Source organism: Rugosimonospora acidiphila, from assembly GCF_039543385.1.
Classification (GTDB): Bacteria; Actinomycetota; Actinomycetes; order Mycobacteriales; family Micromonosporaceae; genus Rugosimonospora; species Rugosimonospora acidiphila.
In genome coordinates this window covers 1-19242 of sequence record NZ_BAABJQ010000013.1, presented here as the reverse complement: position 1 = coordinate 19242, position 19242 = coordinate 1, and the positions used below count along the sequence as shown (strand labels likewise).

Annotated in this window: 18 protein-coding genes; 7 read left to right on the top strand and 11 right to left on the bottom strand. The window is 72.0% G+C overall.

The window, feature by feature from the left end:
* Positions 1–6: 6 nt before the first annotated feature.
* From ABEA87_RS21645 to ABEA87_RS21620, 6 genes are all read right to left on the bottom strand, one after another.
* Complete coding sequence (locus ABEA87_RS21645; RefSeq protein ID WP_345632195.1) at positions 7–2148, bottom strand: glycosyl hydrolase family 28-related protein; 2142 nt, start codon at positions 2146–2148, stop codon at positions 7–9.
* 128 nt (positions 2149–2276) lie between these two features.
* A complete protein-coding gene (locus ABEA87_RS21640) occupies positions 2277–3194 on the bottom strand; it encodes a carbohydrate ABC transporter permease (protein ID WP_345632193.1) in 918 nt (305 codons plus the stop codon).
* Positions 3191–5158: a sugar ABC transporter permease gene (locus ABEA87_RS21635; RefSeq protein WP_345632190.1), complete on the bottom strand. Its 1968-nt coding sequence runs from the start codon at positions 5156–5158 to the stop codon at positions 3191–3193. The genes ABEA87_RS21640 and ABEA87_RS21635 overlap by 4 nt, the downstream gene beginning before the upstream one ends.
* 2 nt (positions 5159–5160) lie before the next feature.
* Entirely contained in the window at positions 5161–6774 is a 1614-nt protein-coding gene (locus ABEA87_RS21630) for an ABC transporter substrate-binding protein (protein WP_345632188.1), read from the bottom strand.
* A gap of 329 nt (positions 6775–7103) precedes the next feature.
* On the bottom strand, positions 7104–8087 hold the full coding sequence (locus tag ABEA87_RS21625; RefSeq protein ID WP_345632186.1) for a ParB/RepB/Spo0J family partition protein: 984 nt from the start codon (positions 8085–8087) through the stop codon (positions 7104–7106).
* A 53-nt stretch (positions 8088–8140) separates the two neighbouring features.
* Complete coding sequence (locus ABEA87_RS21620) at positions 8141–9184, bottom strand: LacI family DNA-binding transcriptional regulator (RefSeq protein ID WP_345632184.1); 1044 nt, start codon at positions 9182–9184, stop codon at positions 8141–8143.
* 355 nt (positions 9185–9539) lie between these two features.
* On the opposite strand from ABEA87_RS21620, the gene ABEA87_RS21615 reads away from it, so the two are divergent.
* From ABEA87_RS21615 to ABEA87_RS21605, 3 genes are all read left to right on the top strand, one after another.
* The gene (locus tag ABEA87_RS21615) at positions 9540–9836 is read left to right on the top strand and encodes a hypothetical protein (RefSeq protein WP_345632182.1); all 297 of its coding nucleotides are present in this window, start codon (positions 9540–9542) and stop codon (positions 9834–9836) included.
* Positions 9833–10774, top strand: coding sequence for a PfkB family carbohydrate kinase (locus ABEA87_RS21610; protein WP_345632180.1), 942 nt, complete (start codon positions 9833–9835; stop codon positions 10772–10774). Before ABEA87_RS21615 ends, ABEA87_RS21610 begins: the two co-directional genes overlap by 4 nt.
* 92 nt (positions 10775–10866) lie before the next feature.
* A complete protein-coding gene (locus ABEA87_RS21605) occupies positions 10867–11133 on the top strand; it encodes a hypothetical protein (protein WP_345632178.1) in 267 nt (88 codons plus the stop codon).
* Positions 11134–11156: 23 nt separating this feature from the next.
* On the opposite strand, the gene ABEA87_RS21600 is transcribed toward ABEA87_RS21605, so the two are convergent.
* Together ABEA87_RS21600 and ABEA87_RS21595 are read right to left on the bottom strand one after the other, a co-directional pair.
* Positions 11157–12110: an MBL fold metallo-hydrolase gene (locus ABEA87_RS21600; protein WP_345632176.1), complete on the bottom strand. Its 954-nt coding sequence runs from the start codon at positions 12108–12110 to the stop codon at positions 11157–11159.
* 159 nt (positions 12111–12269) lie between these two features.
* Positions 12270–13883 carry a methyltransferase domain-containing protein gene (locus tag ABEA87_RS21595; protein WP_345632174.1) on the bottom strand — a complete coding sequence of 538 codons (1614 nt, stop codon included), beginning with the start codon at positions 13881–13883 and terminating at the stop codon, positions 12270–12272.
* Between the two features lie 73 nt (positions 13884–13956).
* On the opposite strand from ABEA87_RS21595, the gene ABEA87_RS21590 reads away from it, so the two are divergent.
* Complete coding sequence (locus tag ABEA87_RS21590) at positions 13957–14556, top strand: helix-turn-helix domain-containing protein (RefSeq protein ID WP_345632172.1); 600 nt, start codon at positions 13957–13959, stop codon at positions 14554–14556.
* Positions 14557–14772: 216 nt separating this feature from the next.
* The gene (locus ABEA87_RS21585; protein WP_345632170.1) at positions 14773–15000 is read left to right on the top strand and encodes a hypothetical protein; all 228 of its coding nucleotides are present in this window, start codon (positions 14773–14775) and stop codon (positions 14998–15000) included.
* 379 nt (positions 15001–15379) lie between these two features.
* On the opposite strand, the gene rpmG is transcribed toward ABEA87_RS21585, so the two are convergent.
* Both rpmG and rpmB read right to left on the bottom strand, forming a co-directional pair.
* Complete coding sequence (gene rpmG / locus ABEA87_RS21580) at positions 15380–15547, bottom strand: 50S ribosomal protein L33 (RefSeq protein ID WP_345632168.1); 168 nt, start codon at positions 15545–15547, stop codon at positions 15380–15382.
* A complete protein-coding gene (gene rpmB / locus ABEA87_RS21575; RefSeq protein WP_345632166.1) occupies positions 15547–15783 on the bottom strand; it encodes a 50S ribosomal protein L28 in 237 nt (78 codons plus the stop codon). The genes rpmG and rpmB overlap by 1 nt, the downstream gene beginning before the upstream one ends.
* Before the next feature lie 153 nt (positions 15784–15936).
* Between rpmB and ABEA87_RS21570 the strand changes: the two genes are divergently transcribed.
* Positions 15937–17205: a CobW family GTP-binding protein gene (locus ABEA87_RS21570; protein WP_345632164.1), complete on the top strand. Its 1269-nt coding sequence runs from the start codon at positions 15937–15939 to the stop codon at positions 17203–17205.
* A gap of 54 nt (positions 17206–17259) precedes the next feature.
* Here ABEA87_RS21570 and ABEA87_RS21565 read toward each other — a convergent pair whose 3' ends face one another.
* Positions 17260–18153: a helix-turn-helix domain-containing protein gene (locus tag ABEA87_RS21565; protein WP_345632162.1), complete on the bottom strand. Its 894-nt coding sequence runs from the start codon at positions 18151–18153 to the stop codon at positions 17260–17262.
* Between the two features lie 166 nt (positions 18154–18319).
* On the opposite strand from ABEA87_RS21565, the gene ABEA87_RS21560 reads away from it, so the two are divergent.
* Positions 18320–19186 (top strand): oxidoreductase, encoded by an 867-nt coding sequence (locus ABEA87_RS21560; protein ID WP_345632160.1) that lies wholly within the window; start codon positions 18320–18322, stop codon positions 19184–19186.
* The last annotated feature ends 56 nt before the right edge of the window (positions 19187–19242 follow it).

The following is a 19242-nucleotide window of genomic DNA, read 5'->3' as shown; positions in this document are numbered from 1 at the left end:
CGGGCGTTACGGCTTGCTGGTGTAGAGCGGCATCATGACGCCCTGCGGTCCGCGCGAATCCTGCGCGAACACGGTCGTCGAGAGCAGGTTGCTGGTGACGCCGTCCTGCGTCTCCTGCACCTGGATCTTGAAGTCGCCGTCCGGCGTGTTCGGGTCGGCCACCAGCGGATTGTGCACGGACACCGCGTAGACGAACGATGCCCTCGAGTTGTTGACCACGAAGGCCGCCTGGTTCACCGGCACCGTGACGACCGGGTAGATGAGGCCGCCCAGCAGTTCGGTGCTGCCACCGTCCTCGGTGTCGATGACCCCCGCCACGTGGGTGGCGTCCGAAGGGCGCTCGACCTTGAGGCCGAAGACCCACAGGGTGCCGCCGTCGTTGATCACCTTCGGGATCCCACCCTCGGGGTCGAACTGGCGTGCGTAGACGTGCTGCGGGCCCTGGATGGTCCAGCCGGAGCCGGTCACGTCCTCGATGAACAGGTCACCGGTGCCGTTGGGGCCGTTCTGGTAGAGGTTGCCCGGGTCCAACCGGTCGAAGACGGTGTCCCGGATGGTGACGGCGTGGCTGGAGTTGTTCTGGACGTAGAGCAGGCCCGGGTAGGTGACGCTGCCGTTGCCGAACCGGATGTGGTCGACGATGACGTCGTTGTCGTTGGCGAAGATGAAGAACGGGGTCCGGGTCGTCGCGCTGGCGCTGGTGTAGGTGGGGCCGTTGGGCACCACCCGCGAGTCGAAGCCCTCGATCGCGCGCACGTTGCCGCGTACGGTCACCGGCGAGTTGAGAATGTACCGGCCGGCCGGGAAGTAGACCGTGGTGGCACCGGAGTCGATGGCCGCCTGGACCGCGGCGGCGCTGTCCTTGGCACCCGTCGGGTCGGCGCCGAACGTGACGACGCTGGCCCACTTGCTCAGGTCCGTCTCCTCGAACTGCGGGGTCGGCTTGACGGGCAGGTTCAGCGACGAGGATCCGCCGCCGAACTGGGTGTACGTCGGCCCGGAGTCGTACTCGGTGACCGTGGCGCCCTTGACCGGCTGCATCTGCGAGTCGGAGATGGCCGACTTGTACCCGGTGGTCACCACGTTGCGCGCGTACAGCGTCTGGAAGTTCTGGATGGCGGAGACCTGGTGGCTGCCGCCCTTGAGGGTCGCCCCGATCAGCGTCACCAGGCCGGAGAACCCGGTCGCCGAGCTGCCGAAGTTCTCCACCGCCGGCACCGTGTTCTGCGAGCTGAGGTTCTCGATGGACAGCACGTTGTCGGTGTTGATGATGCCGGCGTCCAGCTGGTTCTTCAGCGCCACGTTGTCGAAGGTGACGGAGTACTCCTGCCGCCCGGCCTCCACGCCGTACTGGAAGCCGTCGACCGACAGGTTCTTCATCATGCAGGGCCCGGTCGCGTAGCGCATCATGGCCAGCCCGGCGACGCCGATGTGCTTCGGGTCGCCCGAGCGCAGCGTGACGTCGCGCAGGCCGCAATAGTTGTTGCCGATGAAGTTCACCGCGTTGGCGCCGGGGTTGCCCCTGCCGGTGTCGACGGTGAGGTCGAACAGGTAGTTGTCGAACCCGTTGTTGCCGCCGCCGGCGGCCGCGTCCGCGCTGGACGGGTTGAGCGAGTCGGTCTGGATGACCGAGTTGGGCAGCGTGGCATTCTGGAACAGCGGGTTGTGGTCGGTGAGCTTGATGACGGTCTTGCCCTGGTTCTCACCCTGCAGGGTGAGCTCGGCGTCAAAGCCACCGCTGGGGTTCTTCCACACCAGGGGCTTGGAGACCAGGTAGGTGCCGGCCGGGAAATAGAGGATGCGCGAGACGTCCTGCCGCCGGATGGTGCCCTGGATCGCGGCCTGGATGGCGGCGGTGTCGTCGTGGACCCCGTCGCCGACGGCGCCGTAGTCCGTCTTGACGTTCACCATGCCGGAGTCGGCGGGGAAGGTGCGCTCCTGGGGCTGCTTCTGCCAGGAGGTGTCGGCCCCGGTCGGCTTCGGGGCCTTCTTCGCGGCCGTTGTGTGGGCGGCGAGGGCGGGCTGCGCGGTGGCGGGCTGCGCGGTGGCGGGCTGCGCGGTGGCGGGCTGCGCGGTGGCCTGGCTCGCCCAGGCGAGGGGTAGCGCGAGAAGTAAGGATCCGGCCAGGGCCAGCAAGCGATGTCTCATGACGTCCTCATGTCCTCGGATTGCGCTGCGGGGTGTGTGGTATCGATGCTCTGTTCCGTCAGGGGTGCGGTGGATCGGCGGCGTGGACCGGCGCCGGCGGGCGGTCCCCGGCTGGGCGCGGGCACGCCTCAGGCCTTGACGGCGCCGGAGGTGACGCCGGCGACGAAGTACCTCATGCCCAGAATGAACACGATGAGCTGCGGGATGGTGGCGAAGGCGTACCCGGCGGACTGGACTCCGAAGTCGGGCCGGTTGACGTAGGCGTCGAGCCGGGGGCTGAAGGTCTGCAACGCCATGAGCAGGGTGTCGTTGCCGCTGTTCAGGATCAGCGTCGGCCAGATGTAGTCGCCGTACACGGTCAGGAAGTTCATCATCGCGACGGTGACCAGGATCGGCGTGGCCAGCGGCACCGCCACCCGCAGCAGCGACTGCACCTCCGAGGCGCCGTCCATCCGGGCCGCCTGGAACACCTCGTCCGGCTGGGACCGGAAGAACGTGGTGACCAGGAAGACCGCGAAGGGCAGCCCGGCCGCGATGTAGAACACGATCAGCCCCCACACCGAGCCGACCAGGTGCAACTGGTTGGCCAGCACGAACTGGGGGGTGAGCAGGATGACGGTGGGCACCGTCATCACCGCCAGGACCAGGTAGTACAGCACGTCGCGACCGGGGAAGCGCAGCCGGGCGAAGGCGTACGCGCTGGCGGTGGACGCGAGCAGGATGCCGGCGATCGAGGCGACCGCGATGAACAGGGTGCGACCCAGGGCGGGCAGCAGCTTGACCACCGCCGTGCGGTAGTTGCCGAAGTCCGGCGCCGAGAACAGGTGCCAGAAGTTGACGTAAATGTCCGAGCCCCGGCGCAGCGACAGGTCCACCATCACGAAGATGAGGAAGAACGACGCGACGGCCAGCGCGATCAGCAGGGCGTACTGCACCACACCGGCCGGGGTGACCCGGCCCGGCCGGTTGCGCCGCGCGGCGGCCGGTGCCTTCGCCGGTGCCACGTAACGGCCGCGGGTCTCGGGCGGGGTGGTGGTGGTACTCACGCGTCAACCTCCATGGCCGAGCGGCGGAACCGCAGGATGAACATGGTCGCCGCCACGATGACCGCGAACAGGATCACGCCTATCGCGGACGCGTAGCCCAGGTCGCCGGAGCCGATCCGGGTGTACATCTCCAGCGCTGGAACCTCGGTGGCGTCGCCCGGCCCACCGTTGGTGAGGATGAAGATGGAGGCGAAGTTCTCGACGGTGCCGACCAGGCCCAGGAACCCCACAATCCGCAGTTGGGGTCGCAGGTGGGCCAGGTCCACGTGGACGAAGCGCCGGAACCGGCCCGCCCCGTCGATGGCCGCGGACTCGTAGATTTCGCGGTTGATGGTCAGCAGACCGCCGAGGAAGATGAGGAACGGGAACGCGGTCAGGTACGGGAAGCCCGCCCCGATGACCGACCACAGCGCGGTCGCCTCGTCGCCCAGCCACGCGTGCCGCCAACTGTCCAGCCCCACCGCCGACAGCAGCGAGTTGATCAGCCCGTACGGGTCGAAGACCTGCTTCCACAGCAGCGTGATGACCAGCGTGGGCACCACCGCCGAGAGCACGAACAGGGTCCGGAACACGTACTGGTGGATCGCGTTGCGCAGCCAGAACACCAGCTCGGCGGCGAGCAGCGGCACCGTCACGGTCTTGAGCAGGCTGAAGCCCGTGACGATGGCCATGTTCTTCACGCCGACCCAGAAGTAGGTGTCGCCGGTGAAGATGGTGCGGTAGTTGGACAGGCCCACCCACTCGGTGACCGCGCTGAGGCTGAAGTTGGTGAACGAGTAGTAGAACGCGGTCACCGCCGGGTAGAAGGTGAGCCCGGCCACCACCAGCACGGTCGGCGCCACCATCAGGTAGGCCAGCCGGTTGCGCCAGACCCGCCGGCCCGTGCGGGCCAGGCCGGCGCGGCGTCGACCGGTCAGCCCCAGCAGCACCAGCAGCCCGACCACCAGTACCGCGTCGAACGCTATCCACCACGGCCGCAGCCGCTGCGCACGGTACGCGGCCCGGGCGGCCCCGGTGTCCACAGTGGACCACACCCCGCTCTGCGGCACGGCCAGGTAGTCGCCGCGCCGCGTCGCGACGATCGCGCGCAGCGGGGAGTTGGCCAGCTGGCTGGTCACCAGCACGCGCCCCGAGTCGTCCAGGATCCGCAAGGTGCCGTGCTGGTCGCCGGTGAGGATCTCGTCGTGGGCGGGATCGTAGGCGACGGTGGTGAGGGGGTACGGGCCGACGGCGACCGAGCCCGACACCGAGCCGTGGTCGTCGAGCAGGTTGAGCCGGCCGCTGGAGTCGCCGGCCAGCACCCAGCCCCGGGACGGTACCGCGGCGACGCTGGTGACCGGCTGCGGGAGCGTGACCTGCCAGGCTTGCTTCCCGCCACCGTCCAGGGTCAGCTCGCCGACCTGGGCGGCCAGCGTGCCGTACACGGCCGTGCCGCCGGCCGCGTCCAGGCCGTTGACGCTCGCGCCGACCCGCGCGACGGCCGACGCCGTGGCGGCACCGGCCGGGTAGACGTCCACAGTGGAGTTCTGGCCGAACGCGCCGGAACCGTGCGCGACCACCACTGCGCCGTCGGACGCCACCCGAAGCCCTGCGACCGCGTCGGGCACCCGCAGGGCGACGGTCGGGTGCAGACTACCGTCCAATGTGTACACGGTGCCCAGCGACGTACCCGCGTAGTAGGTCGAACCGTCGGCCGAGGCCGCGACGCCACCCACCGTGGCATCCAGCGCCTGCCGGGCCACCACCCGCCCGTCCCGCACCAGCGCCACCTGGTCGCCCAGGGTGGCGACCAGCGTGGTGGACGGGTCCACCGCGACCGCGTCGGCGACGCCAGTGACCGCCGCCGGCCGGGCCGATCGCAGGTCCGACCCGCCCGACCCGTACGCGGTGGCGAACCCGGCGTTGCCGGCCGCGGCGACGACCACCGCCGCCGCGGCCAGCAGCCAGAGCCTTCCCCTCCCCATGGCTACGCCGCGCTCGGCCGGCGGGACGGGTTGGCGATGTCGTCCTCGGTCAGCGACAACTTGGCGATCAGCTTGTCGAAGTTGTCCTGGAAGTACTTCTGCAGCCCGGTCGCGTACGCCTGCGGCGCCAGCTTGCCCTGCAGCACGTCCTTGAGCATCCCCTGCAGGTCGGCCTTTGACGTCGGGTCGGCGCCCGCCGTCCAGGCCTGGTTGTACACGACCTCCGCGTTGCCTACGAACGTGATGGACTTGTTCTGCTGCTCGATCGCCGCCGGGAAGGTCAGGCCGCTGATGTCCGAGGTGCCGACGGCCAGCCCGGCCTGGATCTCGCCGTTCAGGTAGGGCTGGTAGCCCGCCTTGGACAGCCAGAACATCGCGAAGTCGACGGCCATCGCGGTCTGCTGGCTGTCCTTCTTGATGATGCTGACGTAGTCGCCGCCCTTGGGCTCGATCGCCCGTGGCTTGCACTTCACGAGGGAGCTCTGCATGGCGGGGCCCTCGAACGTGGCCGGGGTGAACGGGGACGCGGAGTTCGACTTGAAGTCGGACGCGAGGGTCTTCATCGTCACCTGCGGGTCGGCGAGGATCATCGCCGCCTGGCTCTTGAGCAGCGACGGGTACGGGTCGGCCATCACGAAGAAGTCACTCGTGGCGTACTTCGGGAACACCTTCGCGAGGTTGGCCACCAGTTCGGCCATCTCGGGGGTGTCGAAGCGCAGCGTCTGGTCCTTGATGCCCTTCCAGAACCGCTGCGGGCTGTAGGTGTACTTGGCGTGGATGTTGCCGTCGTTGGGGTCGTAGGCGAATTTGCCGTCCAGGGTCGGGTCGTAGTTCCAGTCACCCTTCTGGGCGCGCACGGTCTGCACCCAGTCCACGTGGTACTGGTCGAAGTAGATCTCGGTGAGCCACTGCGGGACGATCCACTGGAAGTTCGCCGCCACCGGGGTGATGCCGGCCGCCTTGAGCTTGGCGCACACGTCGACGAACTCGTCCCAGGTGGTCGGCGGCTGCACGCCGGCCTTGCCGAACATGTCCTGGTTGTAGATCCAGTTGTAGTGCGACACGGCGGTGGACGCCTGGTACAGCTGGCCGAGCGCGTTGCGCGAACCGCCGAGGTCGAAGTTGATGTCCTGGCCCCACGGCTGTTTGGTGTACGGGTCGGTGGTCTGGCGGTACTGGTCGAGGTCGACGTAACCGCTGTAGGTCTTGGCGTACACGCCGCTGACGAAGTCGGGGCGCGGGCTCTTGGCCGCCAGCTGGGTGGTCAGGAACTGGGTGTAAGCGTCCGAGCCGCTGAAGTCCTGGGTCTCCCAGACCAGTTCGACGCCGGGCTGGACCTTCTTGTAGGCGTCCGTGAGCGCCTGCTGAGCCGCCTTGGGCGGGTTGATGACGGTGCTGATGACCAGCTGGCCGGTGAATTTCTTCCCGGCGCCGGTCGAGCCGCCGCCGCTGCTGCTCTTGTCGAATCCGCCACCGTTGTCGGTGCACGCGGCCAGTACACCGCCGAGCGCGGGCACGGCCAGGGCGCCGGCCACGACGCGGGTCAGGAACTCCCGCCGGCTCGGCGCTCGCCCCTGCGCGGGGCCCAGTGAATCCAGCCTGACGTCGCTGGTCATGGTGATCCCTTCTTCGTGATATCCGCGGGAAATTGCGCTACCCGGTGCGCCGTCGCTTCCACGACGGCGCCGGGTCGGCGCGGGAAGGAATTTCGGCTTGTACTCGCGAGATGAATGGCGTGTTGCGGGGACGTTATAACTCGGGATCTTGAGGTGTCAATAACGCGTACGGTCGATTTCCGATGAACAATTCCGGGGCGCCCAGGATCCGCCGCGCGACCCGGTCGTGTGGCTATAAGGGCAGGCCCGAGCGCCCACCGGGACGACCAGCAGGCGATGGGGCGGGGTTGTTCAACTGTGGAAAATGGTCAGCTGAACGCGGTGCGATATCAGGCGGCGTTCAGTCGTTCCTGCAGTTTCTCGGCGAACGCCATCCATTCCTGGGCGCAGCCGAAGGCCAGTTCGGCGAATGAGTACGCGCAATTAATCGGTATCTTGCCCGCCATGCTCTCCCAGCTGTCCAGGCTGTCGGCCCGGGCATGCAGCCAGCGCAGCATGGTCCGCCCGGACTCGTTGAAGCGCAGCGAGGGATCCCTGGCCAGGGTCTCCAGCAGCGACGACAGGTCACGCCGGTCGCGGCACCGGCCGGCGTGCGCGCCGCCGCCGCACGTCGGGCACCGTTTCGCGGCGTGCTGGTCGCCGCGCCGCCGTGGTCGCACGGGATCGTCCCCGCGCCGCATCCGCTCCCGCACGTCGCGCGCCGTCGCCGGGGAAATCCCCGCCGTCCGCGCGATCTCCCGCAGCGAAGCGTCCGGGCGCCGAGCCACCACCTCGCTGGCGATGCGCCGGCCCTCGGTGCTGTCCACCGGGCGCACCCGGCCATCCCGGCCGATCCGCGCGCCGACCTCCGCCGGGCCGGCGGAGTCGCGCCGCCGGATGGCGCCCACGGTGCCGGGCGCGAGGCCGGCGATCTCGGCGATCCACCGGTCCGAGACCTGCGGGCGCGTCGCCAGGATGCGGGCCACCGCGGCCTGCCGGTCGGCCAGGCTCAACGGCAGGCCCTGCGCGACGTTGAGCTCCACCGCCAGGACGAACGCGTCGTGGTCGTCGCCGTCGAAGAACCGGACCTCGATGGTGTCGCGCCGCAGCAGCCGCGCCGCGGCCAGCCGGTGCATGCCGTCGATGACCCGAAGGTCGCGCCGCCGCACGAGAATTGGTGGCAGTTCCGCCCCCGAGTCGGCCAGCGACGCGGCGTGCCGCGCGTCCACTCCGGAAAGCCGCGGCGAGTCGGCGGGAAGCAACTTCTCGATGGGTACGGCGGCAATCTCACCATTCCCGTCCGCGCCGGCCCGGCGCTGCGCGTGCTCGTTCATGGCACCCCTTAGGACCACAGAGGTCAGACTCGGTGGAGAATCGGTCCCCTCCGCTAGGACGCGGGAGAGGGCGCGATAGTCGATTCGTCGGGCGGCGTACACGGCAGCAGAATCTGGTGGTCGAACGGCTCGTCCGGCGCGTCGAGCATGGCCACCAGTAAACTGACCGCCGCCCGGCCAACCGCCCGTCGGGGAAGGCCGACACAGCTCCATTTCCGTTCGCTGACCGGCCCCGATTCGGTGCCGCCCAGCGCCACCACCGACAGGTCGGCCGGAATGGACAGATCGCGGGCCGCCGCGCACGCGGCGATCTGATTCGCGAACGACTCCAACTCGACGACCAGCGCGGTCACGCCGGTGGCCAGCGCGAGGTCGAACCACTCCCGGCTCAGGTCCTCCAGGTTCACCAGCAGCGACAGCGGCGGGATCCCGGCCGCCCGGCAGCCGGCCCGGTACCCGGCCTCCCGGTCGGCCCTGGCCTCCTGGGCCTGCGGGTACCCGACGTAGGCGATGGTGCGGTGCCCGTGAGCCACGAGCCGGGCCACCGCGTCGCGGGCGGCCGTCGCGTAGTCGGGGCCCACCCAGGCGATGTCGGCGCCGTGCACGTCGCGCCGGCCGATGTAGACGAACGGGTACCGCTCCTGGCTGAGCCGGAACAGGTCGGAGTGGTCGTCGGTCACACCGAGCAGGACCGCCCCGTCCGCCGCGGTCAGCCGGTTCGAACCGTTCGTGTACAGCTTGCGCCGCCCGTCGGAGCCCTCGGCCGAGGTGAACAGCAGCAGGTCATGCCCCTCGATCACCGCCTGCTCCTCGACCCCGGTCAGGAACTCGTGGTAGAAGTCCCGGCGCGCGATGGGGAACACCGACTCGAAGGTGTGCACCCCGAGGATGCGCTTGCGCATGCCCTTGAGGCTGCGGGCCGCCAGGTTGGCGACATAGCCCAACTCCCGGACCGCGTCGCGGACCCGTTGCTCGGTCTCGGCGGAGATCCGCTGATCCCGGGCGCGATCGTTGATGACCGCCGAGACGACGGCCCGCGACACCCCGGCGTGGTGGGCAACGTCCGCCTGAGTCGGCGGTCCGGCGTGACCTGGCACTGGCAAGACAACCTCAGCTAGCTCGTGTCAGCAATCGGGTCAGCCCTCGCACTGATTGATTTGCTGTTTCGTGTCAGCAAATTAGCCCGGCCTCACCCGCACCGTCAAGCCCCGGGGCGGGCCACCCGTCCGCCCAGCCGGAAGCCCCGGCCGAACGGCCGAGAAACGCTCTCCCCACCCGCGGCCCACGACCGCGCGAAGGTCCGGGCCTTGGCGACCGGGGGTCGAAGGTTTACCGTTCCCGCACACCGCGCGCACCGTGTTCCTCGCCGGTGGCGCGGGAGGTCGCCGAGCGGGTCGCTCGCGTACCGGACCCCGGCCACTTCCGGCTGGAGACGACCTTGGGAGAACTGCGATGACCGTCCGTGACCGCGCGTACGGCGCCCGGCTGGGCCCGGCGATCGGCGACGCCCTGGGCATGCCCGGCAGCATCGAGGCCCGGGGCGTCGAACCGGCACCCGACGGCGAGCGCGTGAGTGCGGGCCTCTACGCCGCGTTCGGGCTCCGCCCGGCCGCCAAGCCGGCCCCGGTCCCGGCCGGCGGGCCGGTGGTGCGCCCGGCCGGCGGGCCGGTGGCGGGCACAGCCGGCCGGCCGGTGGCGGGCACGGCCGGGCTGGCCGGCGGGGCCCGCCACGCGGGGGCCGACCGATGAGGCCGGCCCGGCTGCTGCTGGTGGGCAGCGTGCTGGCGGACGTCCGGATGGCGGTGCCGTCGCTGCCCGAGCGCGGCGGGGACCGGCTGGCCACCCGCACCGACGTGCAGACCGGCGGCGGGTTCAACGTGCTGGTCGCGGCGGTGCGCAACGGCCTGCCGGCGGCGCTGGCCGGCCGGCACGGCGTCGGGCCGTTCGGCGCGCGGGTGCGCCAGGACCTCGACGCCGCCGGCATCCCGGTGCTGCTCGACCCCGATCCCGACACCGACACCGGGTTCTCGCTGACGCTGATCGAACCGGACGGCGAACGGACGTTCGTGACCAGCCCGGGCGCCGAGTCGATGCTCACCGGCGCGCGGCTGGCCGGGGTGAGCGCCCGCCCCGACGACGCGGTCTACGTCTCCGGGTACGAGCTGTGCTACCCCGACAGCGGGCCGGCGATCGCCGGGTGGCTGGACGGCCTGCCCGAGGAAGCCCTGCTGGTGTTCGACCCGGGGCCGGTGGCCGACGAGATCCCGGCCGACCTGTTGGCGGCCGTGCTGGCCCGCACCGGCCTGCTCACCCTCAACCGGCGCGAGACCGCCCTGCTGGCCGGCGCCGGCGATCCGGCCGGGGCGGTGCGCGCGCTGGCCGCCCGGCTGCCCGCGAGGGCGCGGATCGTGCTGCGCCGGGGGTCGCGGGCCAGCGTGGCGGCCGAGGCGGACCGGCCGGACCGGCTGGTGCGGGTACCCGTGCCGGCGGTGGTCGCCCTCGACACCACCGGGGCCGGGGACGCGCACACGGGGGTGCTGGTCGCGGCGCTTGGCGCCGGGTACGACTGGCCGGAAGCACTGCGCCGGGCCGGGGTGGGCGCGGCCATCTCGGTCACCCGCTACGGCTCGGCCACCGCACCCACCGCCGCCGACATCGACGCCTTCGAGGTGGCGGCCGGGAACTGACGCCGGCGGTGCGCCCCCGGGCGCACCGCGCGTTCGCCGGTTGGCCATCCCCGGTTCGCCGGCATGACCCGCGCGGCTAGCACGATGGCGGCATGAGCAGCACCGAATCCGGCGCCAACGACGGGCACGGGCACCTACGCGACCTCGCCGGCCGGCTCCACCCGCACCACCGCGACGTCGCCGACGAGCCGGGGCTCGGCGGCGGGCGGGACGACGAGCTGGCGCGTGACGCCGGGCTCGCCGGGTACGATCTCGCCGCCGACCTGGCGCACCCCGTGCCCCGCCCGCACGAGGTGGCCGGCTTCGACCTCGACACCGATATCGGGCTGGACAACGAACCACTCGACGGCCGAGGGTAACCGTTCGCACCCGCGGCCGGCCGCTACGGCAGCCGCTGGTACGCCTCGGCGGTGCGGTGCAGCACGGCCATCGGGTCGGCGGCGTCGCGGTCGCCGAGTTCCCGGTAGATCGCGGCGAAGCTCATCACCACCCGCTCGCGGTGCCCCCAGGAGGCGAACGGCTCCGGCAGCGCCAGCGCCATGGCCGCCTCCCAGTACCGCAGCCCCCGCCGGAAGCTCTCCCGCGCGTGCTCGTCCAGGTATGCCAGATAGTCCCGGAACACCAGGACGCCCGCGACGTCGGTGACCGGACCGTGGCCGGGCACCACGAACTCGGCGCCGGTGGCCGCGATGCGCTCGCACGCGGCGATCCAGTTGCGCACCGGCCCGGTCCACATCACCGGGTGGTCGTCGATGAACAGGATGTCGCCGGCGAACAGCACGCCCTCGCCGGGAACGTGCACGATGACGTCGCCCGAGGTGTGCGCCGGGCCGACCTCGATCAGCTGCGCCGGGATGCCGCCGACGGTGACCTCGGCCTCGCCGGTGAACGTCTTCGCCGGCGGGGTGAGCACTATCCCGTCGAAGTCGAAGTGCCCGAAGAACCGGCGGGCGTAGTCGCCCAGCGGGCTGGCACCCTCGGGGCTCCTGGCGAGCGCCGACAACGCCTGTGGCGGGATCTCGTCGGCCATCCCGTGCGCGGTGGCCTCCGATCCCATGGTCACGGCGTCCGGCAGCAGTTGGGTACCCCAGGCGTGGTCGCCGTTGGCGTGCGTGGTCACCACCGTGGTGACCGGCACGCCGGGTACCGCCTCCTCGACGGCGGCCAGCAGGCGCCGGGTCAGCGGCAGGGTGAACTGGGTGTCGACCAGCAGCGCCTCTCCCTCGCCCACCACCAGGCCGCAGTTGCTGAATCCCCAGGTGCCGGGCGGCTGCAGGTAGGCGTAGGTGTTGCCGGTCAGGCGGTGCAGGCCCGCCTGGTACTCGATCTCGCCCATGCCACACACCCCGCGTCTATTGATCATCTGCTCGGAGCGCGCCAGTTTAGCCGTCGATCTTCCGAGCCGATCAACGCGGCCTCGGGCGCGAGGCGACCGCCGGGTTGACGGATGGGCCGGGCCGGCGCACGGGCCCATCCGTCCATTGTGGAGGATGGGTCAGGGGCGGCGGCGGGCCACCAGCACCGCGTCCTTGATGGCGATGTCGTGCCCCTCGGGATCGACCGCGGCGCGCGGCCGGGCCTCGACGACGCGCACCTCCCAGTCGGCCGGGTCGAGCGAGGCGGCGACCTGCTCACCGGTGAACATCAGGTCCGGAAAGTGCGCCCGGTGCGCCGAGGTGGCCAGATCGGACGGGTGGTGCCCGACGATCAGCAGAGTGCCGCCCGGCGCCACCGCCGCGGCCAGCCCCGCGAAGAACCGCTCGCGCGTCTGCGTCGTCGGGTGCATGAACTGCGACGAGACCAGGTCGTACGCGCCCTCGGCGGGCGGGGAGTCGCGCAGGTCCGCGTGCACCCACTCGATGCGACCGGCGACCCGCTCCCCCGCCTCGGCGGCGTGCGCGGCGGCCCGCTCCAGCGCGGTACCCGAGATGTCCACCGCCGTGACCCGCCAGCCCCGCTCCGCCAGCCAGACCGCGTCGGCGCCCTCGCCGCAGCCGACGTCGAGCGCCCGGCCCGGGGTCAGCCCGGCCGCCTCGGCGACCAGCTGCGGGTTCGGCCGGCCGCTCCAGATGGCCGGGCGGGACTGGTAGCGCTCCTCCCACGCGGCCTCCTCGAACATGGTGCTCAACCGGTGCCGGTAGTCGTCCACGGCGACCCGGGTGTCCTCGGCGACGAGGTCGGCGTTGATCGCCGCCCCGGCGCTCAGCCCGGCCGCCGCCGAGGCGATCACCGTCGCGCGGAGGTCCGCCACGTTGCCGGCGACCCACACGCCCGGTACGGCGGTGGCCCCGGTCGGGTCGGCCGCCACCTGCGCGCCGACGACCGTGCCGGCCAGCTCGACGTCGACCGGCGTGAGGCCGAGCGACTCCAGCAACTCCGAGCGCGCGGTGGCCCGCGGCATCGCCACCACCGCGTCGACGGCGACGATCTCGCCGGACCCGAGCCGCACGCCGGTCTCTTCCAGCTCCGCCACCGGGCCCTCGACGACGACGATCCCGCGCGCCGCCAGCCGCTCGGCGTCCTCCGGCTCGGGCGCCGGAACTCCGTTCAGGAACAGCAGCACGTGCGGCGTCCACTGCCGCCACAGCTGCGCCTGCGCCACCGCCGCCGGGCCGGTGGCCAGCACGCCCACGCGCCGGTCACGAACCTCCCAGCCGTGGCAGTACGGGCAGTGCAGCACGTCGCGCCCCCACCGGTCGGACAGGCCGGGCAGGTCGGGCAGCTCGTCCACGAGGCCGGTGGTGACCAGCAGCCGCCGGGCCGAGACGGTACGACCGTCATCCAGCCGGACGGAGAAGCACGCGCCCTCGCCGTGCCGCCGCACCGCCTCCACCCGGCCGGCGACGACCCGCCCGCCGTACTGGGCCACCTCCTCGCGCCCGGTCGCCAGCAGCCGCGCCGGTGGCGTGCCCTCCCGGCCCAGGTAGTTGTGCACGTGCCCGGCCGGGGCGTTGCGCGGCTGCCCGGCGTCCACCACCAGAACCGACCGCCGCGCCCGGGCCAGCGCCAGGGCCCCGCTGAGCCCCGCGGCTCCGCCGCCCACCACGACCACGTCGTACGCCTCGTCCACGTCGTACGCCTCGTTCACGTCGTACGCCTCGTCCACCATCGTTTCTCTCCTCCGTTCGGCGTCGCGCCAACGGTCCGCCGCCGCCACGAATGCGGCAAGTATCGTTGCTGATATGGCAAACGATGACGACGAGGCACTGGCATCCGTCGGCCCGCGGCTGCGCGCCCTGCGCAGGCGGCGTGGCGTCACGCTGAGCCAGCTCGCCGAGGCCACCGGGATCTCGGTCAGCACCCTGTCCCGACTCGAATCCGGCGGGCGCAAACCCACTCTGGAGCTGCTGCTCCCGCTGGCCCGGGCCCATCAGGTGGCACTGGACGAGTTGGTCGGCGCGCCGGAGACCGCTGACCCGAGGGTGCGCAGCCGCCCGATCGTGCGGCACGGCGTCACGTACCTGCCATTGACCAACCGTCCGGGCGGTTTGCGGGCGTACAAGCAGATCTTCCCGCCGGGCCAGGCCCCCTGCTCGCCGGAGCCGCAGACCCACGAGGGCTACGAGTGGCTGTACGTGCTGTCCGGCCGGCTGCGCCTGCTGCTCGGGGCGAACGACCTCATCCTGGCCCCGGGCGAGGTCGTCGAGTTCGACACCCGTACGCCGCACCGCCTCTCCAACCCCGGGCCGGGGCCCGCGGAGGTCCTGAGCCTCTTCGGGCCGCAGGGCGAACGGCTGCACGTCCGCGCCCGACCCGCCGAGCGCCCTCGCCGCACCGCCTGAGCCGCGCCGCGCCGGGTCGGGTCGGACCGGGCCGGGCCGGTGAGCCGCCCTGGCTGAGCCGGGTCGGACCGGGTCGAAATGAGCCGATCGACACCGTAGGTCCTCCGTTCGGGCGAGCATCTCGCCTGCTCGTGGGGGCCTAACGGATAGTGGAGGAGGCGGGTATCGCGTGTCTGACCGGTGAGCAGCGCGGCGAATCTGACGTAGACATGCAGGATGCGCCTTGGAAGAAAATGGTGGTCGCACCGCCGCAGCGCCCTACCGGCGAGCCGGTGCCAGTTGTGCTCGGTCGAACTGCGCGACGACGCGTGCTGTGCTCTGGTGGCGGATCCGGGCGTGGTGGACCGCGACGATCCCTCGCTCAACGGGCGGCGGCTGCTGACCGCGTGCTCCCCCCAACACCTGGCCGAGCTGACCGCGGCGGCCACGCCGCGGACCCGCTGACCCCACTGGCTCGCGGGCCGTTCGCTCGTCCGCTGAGCCGGAGGTGAGGCGCCCGGCGTCGTCCGGGTGACCCGGGCCGCGCTGCCGCTGCTGGGCCGATCGCGCAATCCGGTCGTCGTCAGCCTCTCCAGCGGCCTCGGCGCGTTCTGGGCGGTCACCAACCCGGGACGCAACGAGTCGCACTACCCCCACGATTCGCCTGGCGACGCCGCAGCGCGGTGGCAGGGCGAGGCGGGCTCACCGCCTGCCCCACCTGGGGGCAGGCCCTGCCTACCCCCCCTGCCCCACCTGGGGGCAGGCCCTGCCTACCCCGCCTGCCTCACCTGGGGGCAGGCCCTGCCTACCGCCTGCCCCCGCCCACTTTCTCTTCCGCCACCGCTCAGCGCTGCTCGCGGAGTTCGACGTGCCGCCGCTCGCTCGGGTCGTAGTCGCGCGGCACGAGCCGATCCGGATCATTGCGCCGGTGTTTCCGGATGACGTACGGGTGGCCGGCGCCGGCGGTGCCGCGCGGCGTCACCATCGGCCGGATCGCGGTGCGGCGGGCCATCAGAGGCCCGCTCCCCGGTCGGGCAGCCGCCGGACCACCGCCTCGATGCCCTGGCGGTCGATGGTGCGCATCGCCTTGGCGGTCAGCCTCAGGGTGACCCAGCGCCGCTGCGAGGGCAGCCAGTACCGGTGGTGTTGCAGGTTGGGGTTCCACCGGCGACGGGTGCGCCGGTGCGAGTGGGAGACCGCGTTACCGAAGCTGGGCGCGGCCCCGGTGACGTCGCATCGTCGGGACATGAACTCTTCTCCTTCGGGCCGGCGGCCCTTCCGCCGGCGGCCCGCTGGCCGGCGGCCGGACGGGCCGACAATCGCAGGCGGGGCCGGGCTGTTCCCGGCACCACCGCCGCTCTATAATGACAATCGTTTTCAACTAGTGTCACCGGAGGGTGCATGTCCTCACCGATAGCCCCGGCCCGCGCCGGCCGCACCACGGCCGAGATCCGCCCGGCCGTCACCGTGCTGTCCGGCTTCTGGCCCGAGGCCACCGCCGCCGTCACCGATGCCCTGCTGGCGAGCCGGCCGGCGTTGCTGTGCGTCGAGCACGACCTGACCGGCATGGCGGCCGGCGCCGTACGGCGCGTGGTACGCACCGGCGCGGAGGTGCTCGAGGACGTCACCGTCGAGCTGGTACACGGCTGTGTGTCGTGCACCCTGCGCGAGGATGTCCTGCCCACCCTGGTGCGGCTGGCCGCCACCCACCCCGACCACGACCAGTTGCTCGTGCTCCCCCGGTCGATCGAGCCCGAGACGCTCCAGGCCGCGTGCGCCTACTGCCTGGTCGACGGCGCACCGGTCGCCGACTCGGTCCGGTTCGACTCCTACCTGACCGTGGTGCACGGCCGGCGCCTGCTGGACGACCTGACGAGCACCGACGACCTCGCCGACCGCGGCCTGCAGGCCGCCGACGACGACCACCGCGCGGTCGCCGACCTCGTCGCGCACCAGATCGAGTCCGCCGACACGCTGGCGCTGTTCTGGCACACCGCCGACGAGGATTTCGACCGGGTACGGCTGTCCGTGCTGCTGCACCGCCTGGCGCCCTGGGCCACCCAGCACCAGGTGACCGGCGGGGCACCGGGCCGGCTTCCGGCGGTGGGCCACACCCACCGTTACGACCCTGAGACCCCGGGCATCCTGGCCCGCGGCATCGAGGGGCATCTGGTCGGCGTGCACGAACCCGTCCCCGACTGCGGACTGGTCTCGGTCGTCTTCCGGGCCCGCCGCCCCTTCCACCCGCGGCGGCTGGACGCCGCACTGCGCGGACTGACCGTGCCCACGCTGCGCTCCCGGGGCCACCTCTGGCTGGCCAGCCAGCCCGACACGGTGGTCGCCTGGGAGGGCGCTGGCGGCGGCCTGGGCCTGGGGTCGCTGGGCCGCTGGCTGGCCGCCGTACCGGATGAGGACTGGAGTGAGGCGAGCGACCAGCGCCGGGTCACCGCGGCGGCCGGATGGGACCCGTACTACGGCGACCGCGACACCCACCTGGTGTTCATCGGCATCGGACTGGACGCCGCGACGGTGCACCGGACGCTGGTCGGCTGCCTGCTCACCGACGCCGAACTGTCGCTGGGCGAGTCACGCTGGCGCACCTTCGACGATCCGTTCGCCGGCTGCTTCGCCGACGACGAAGCGCCCGATCCGCCCGGGGCCGCGCAGTAGCCCGGGGCCGCGCAGTAGCCGGGGGCCGCGCAGTAGCCCGGGGCCGGCCGCGGCTCACCGCTCGTCGAGGGGATAGTGATCGGGCTCGGCGCGCCGGGGGCCGGCGGCGGGGGCGGTGAGGCTGCCCAGGATCCCCAGCAGTTCGGCGCTGCGGCTGCCGGGCTCGGCGTGGAACACCACCAGGATGAGCCCCTCGGTGCCGCTGACGACCAGCTTGTTGGAGTGCAGTTCCAGGTCGCCGACCTGCGGGTGGCGCAGGTGGCTGGTCCGGCCCCGCTTCGGCTGCACGTCGTGGCGGGCCCACAGCCGCCGGAACCGCTCGCTGCGCACGGACAGCTCGCCGACCAGCTCCACCAGCCGCGGGTCGTCGATGTCGGGGCCGACCTGCGCGCGCAGGCCGGCCACGCCCTCCGCGGTCGCCTCGTCCCAGTCCCGGCGCAGCGCGCGGTCCGAGGGGTCGAGGAAGGCGGCCCGCAGCAGGTTCACGCCGGGGGCGTAGTTCGGCGACAGCGCGGCGGCGAGGGCGTTGACCGCGAGCACGTCGGAGACCTTGTTCTGGACGTACGCGGGGTTGTTCGTCCAGCCGTCGATGAGCTGCAGGACGCTCGCCGGCACCCGCTCCGGCGCGGGCTGGCGGGTCTGGGCGGCGGCCCGGGCCGGGCGCTGCGCCGACCGCGACTGGGCCAGTCCGATCAGGTACGCGGTCGCGTCGGCGTCCAGCCGCAGGACCCTGGCCAACGCCTCAAGTACCTGCACCGAGGGGTTACGATCCCGGCCCTGCTCCAGCCGGAGGTAGTAGTCCGAGCTGATGCCGGCAAGCATGGCGACCTCCTCCCGGCGCAGTCCCGGCACCCGCCGCAGGCCGCCGGCCCTGATGCCGACGTCCTCGGGCCGGACCAGTTGCCTGCGGGCCCGCAGGAACTCCCCGATCGCGTTCCTACCGTCCATACGCTCCACCGTAGTGGCGCGTTCCGGCAGGTGACTGGCCCTGTCACTCCCAGGAACACGGGAGTACTGCCGGCCGCGGCGGGTATCGCGGACAGTGGGAGTCACGGCAGGTTGCCCGAGATGACCGGATCGCCTGTTATGTGACATCTAGTCCTGGATGGGGCAAATGACTTTCACAATTCCGGGCGGGGTCCTCACGCTCGCCGACGAACTGACCATCAGCCGGATGGGCTACGGCGCCATGCAGCTCGCCGGGCCCAACGTCTTCGGTCCGCCCAAAGACCGCGACCAGGCCATCGCGGTGCTGCGTACCGCGGTGGAGCTGGGCGTGAACCACATCGACACCTCCGACTTCTACGGCCCGGCAGTGGTCAACGAGTTGATCAGGGAGGCCCTGTCGCCGTACCCGTCGCAGCTGCGCATCGCCACCAAGGTCGGCGCGCGGCGCGGGGCGGACGGCAGCTGGCGGCCCTCGCTGGCGCCGGAGGACCTGGCGGCCCAGGTCCGCGAGAACCTGCGACACCTCGGCCTGGACACCCTCGACGTGGTGTACCTGCGCACCGCCTCGCACGAGGGCACCACCGAGGAGTCCATCGCGGAGCAGTTCGGCGCCCTGGCGGAGCTGCGCGAGCAGGGATTGATCCGCCACCTCGCGCTCAGCGGCGTGTCCGCGGCGCAGCTGACCGAGGCGCAGCGCATCGCGCCGGTCGTCATGGTGCAGAACCTCTACAACCTCGCCAACCGGCAGGACGACGCCCTGGTGGACCGGTGCGCGGCGGCGAACATCGCGTTCGCCCCGTTCTTCCCGCTCGGCGGGTTCAGCCCGCTGCAGCACGACACGCTCAACGCCGTCGCCGCGCGGGTGGGCGCCTCCCCGCAGCAGGTCGCCCTGGCCTGGCTGCTGCGGCGCTCCGCCACGACGGTGCTCATCCCCGGGACCTCGTCGGTGGACCACCTGCGGGAGAACCTCGCCGCGGCCAGCCTGACGCTGCCGGACGACGCCATCGCGGAGCTGGACGCCATCGGCCGGTGAGCCGAGACGGCGGCGCGGGCCGGACTCGTCCGACCCGCTCCGCCACATCCAAGCGC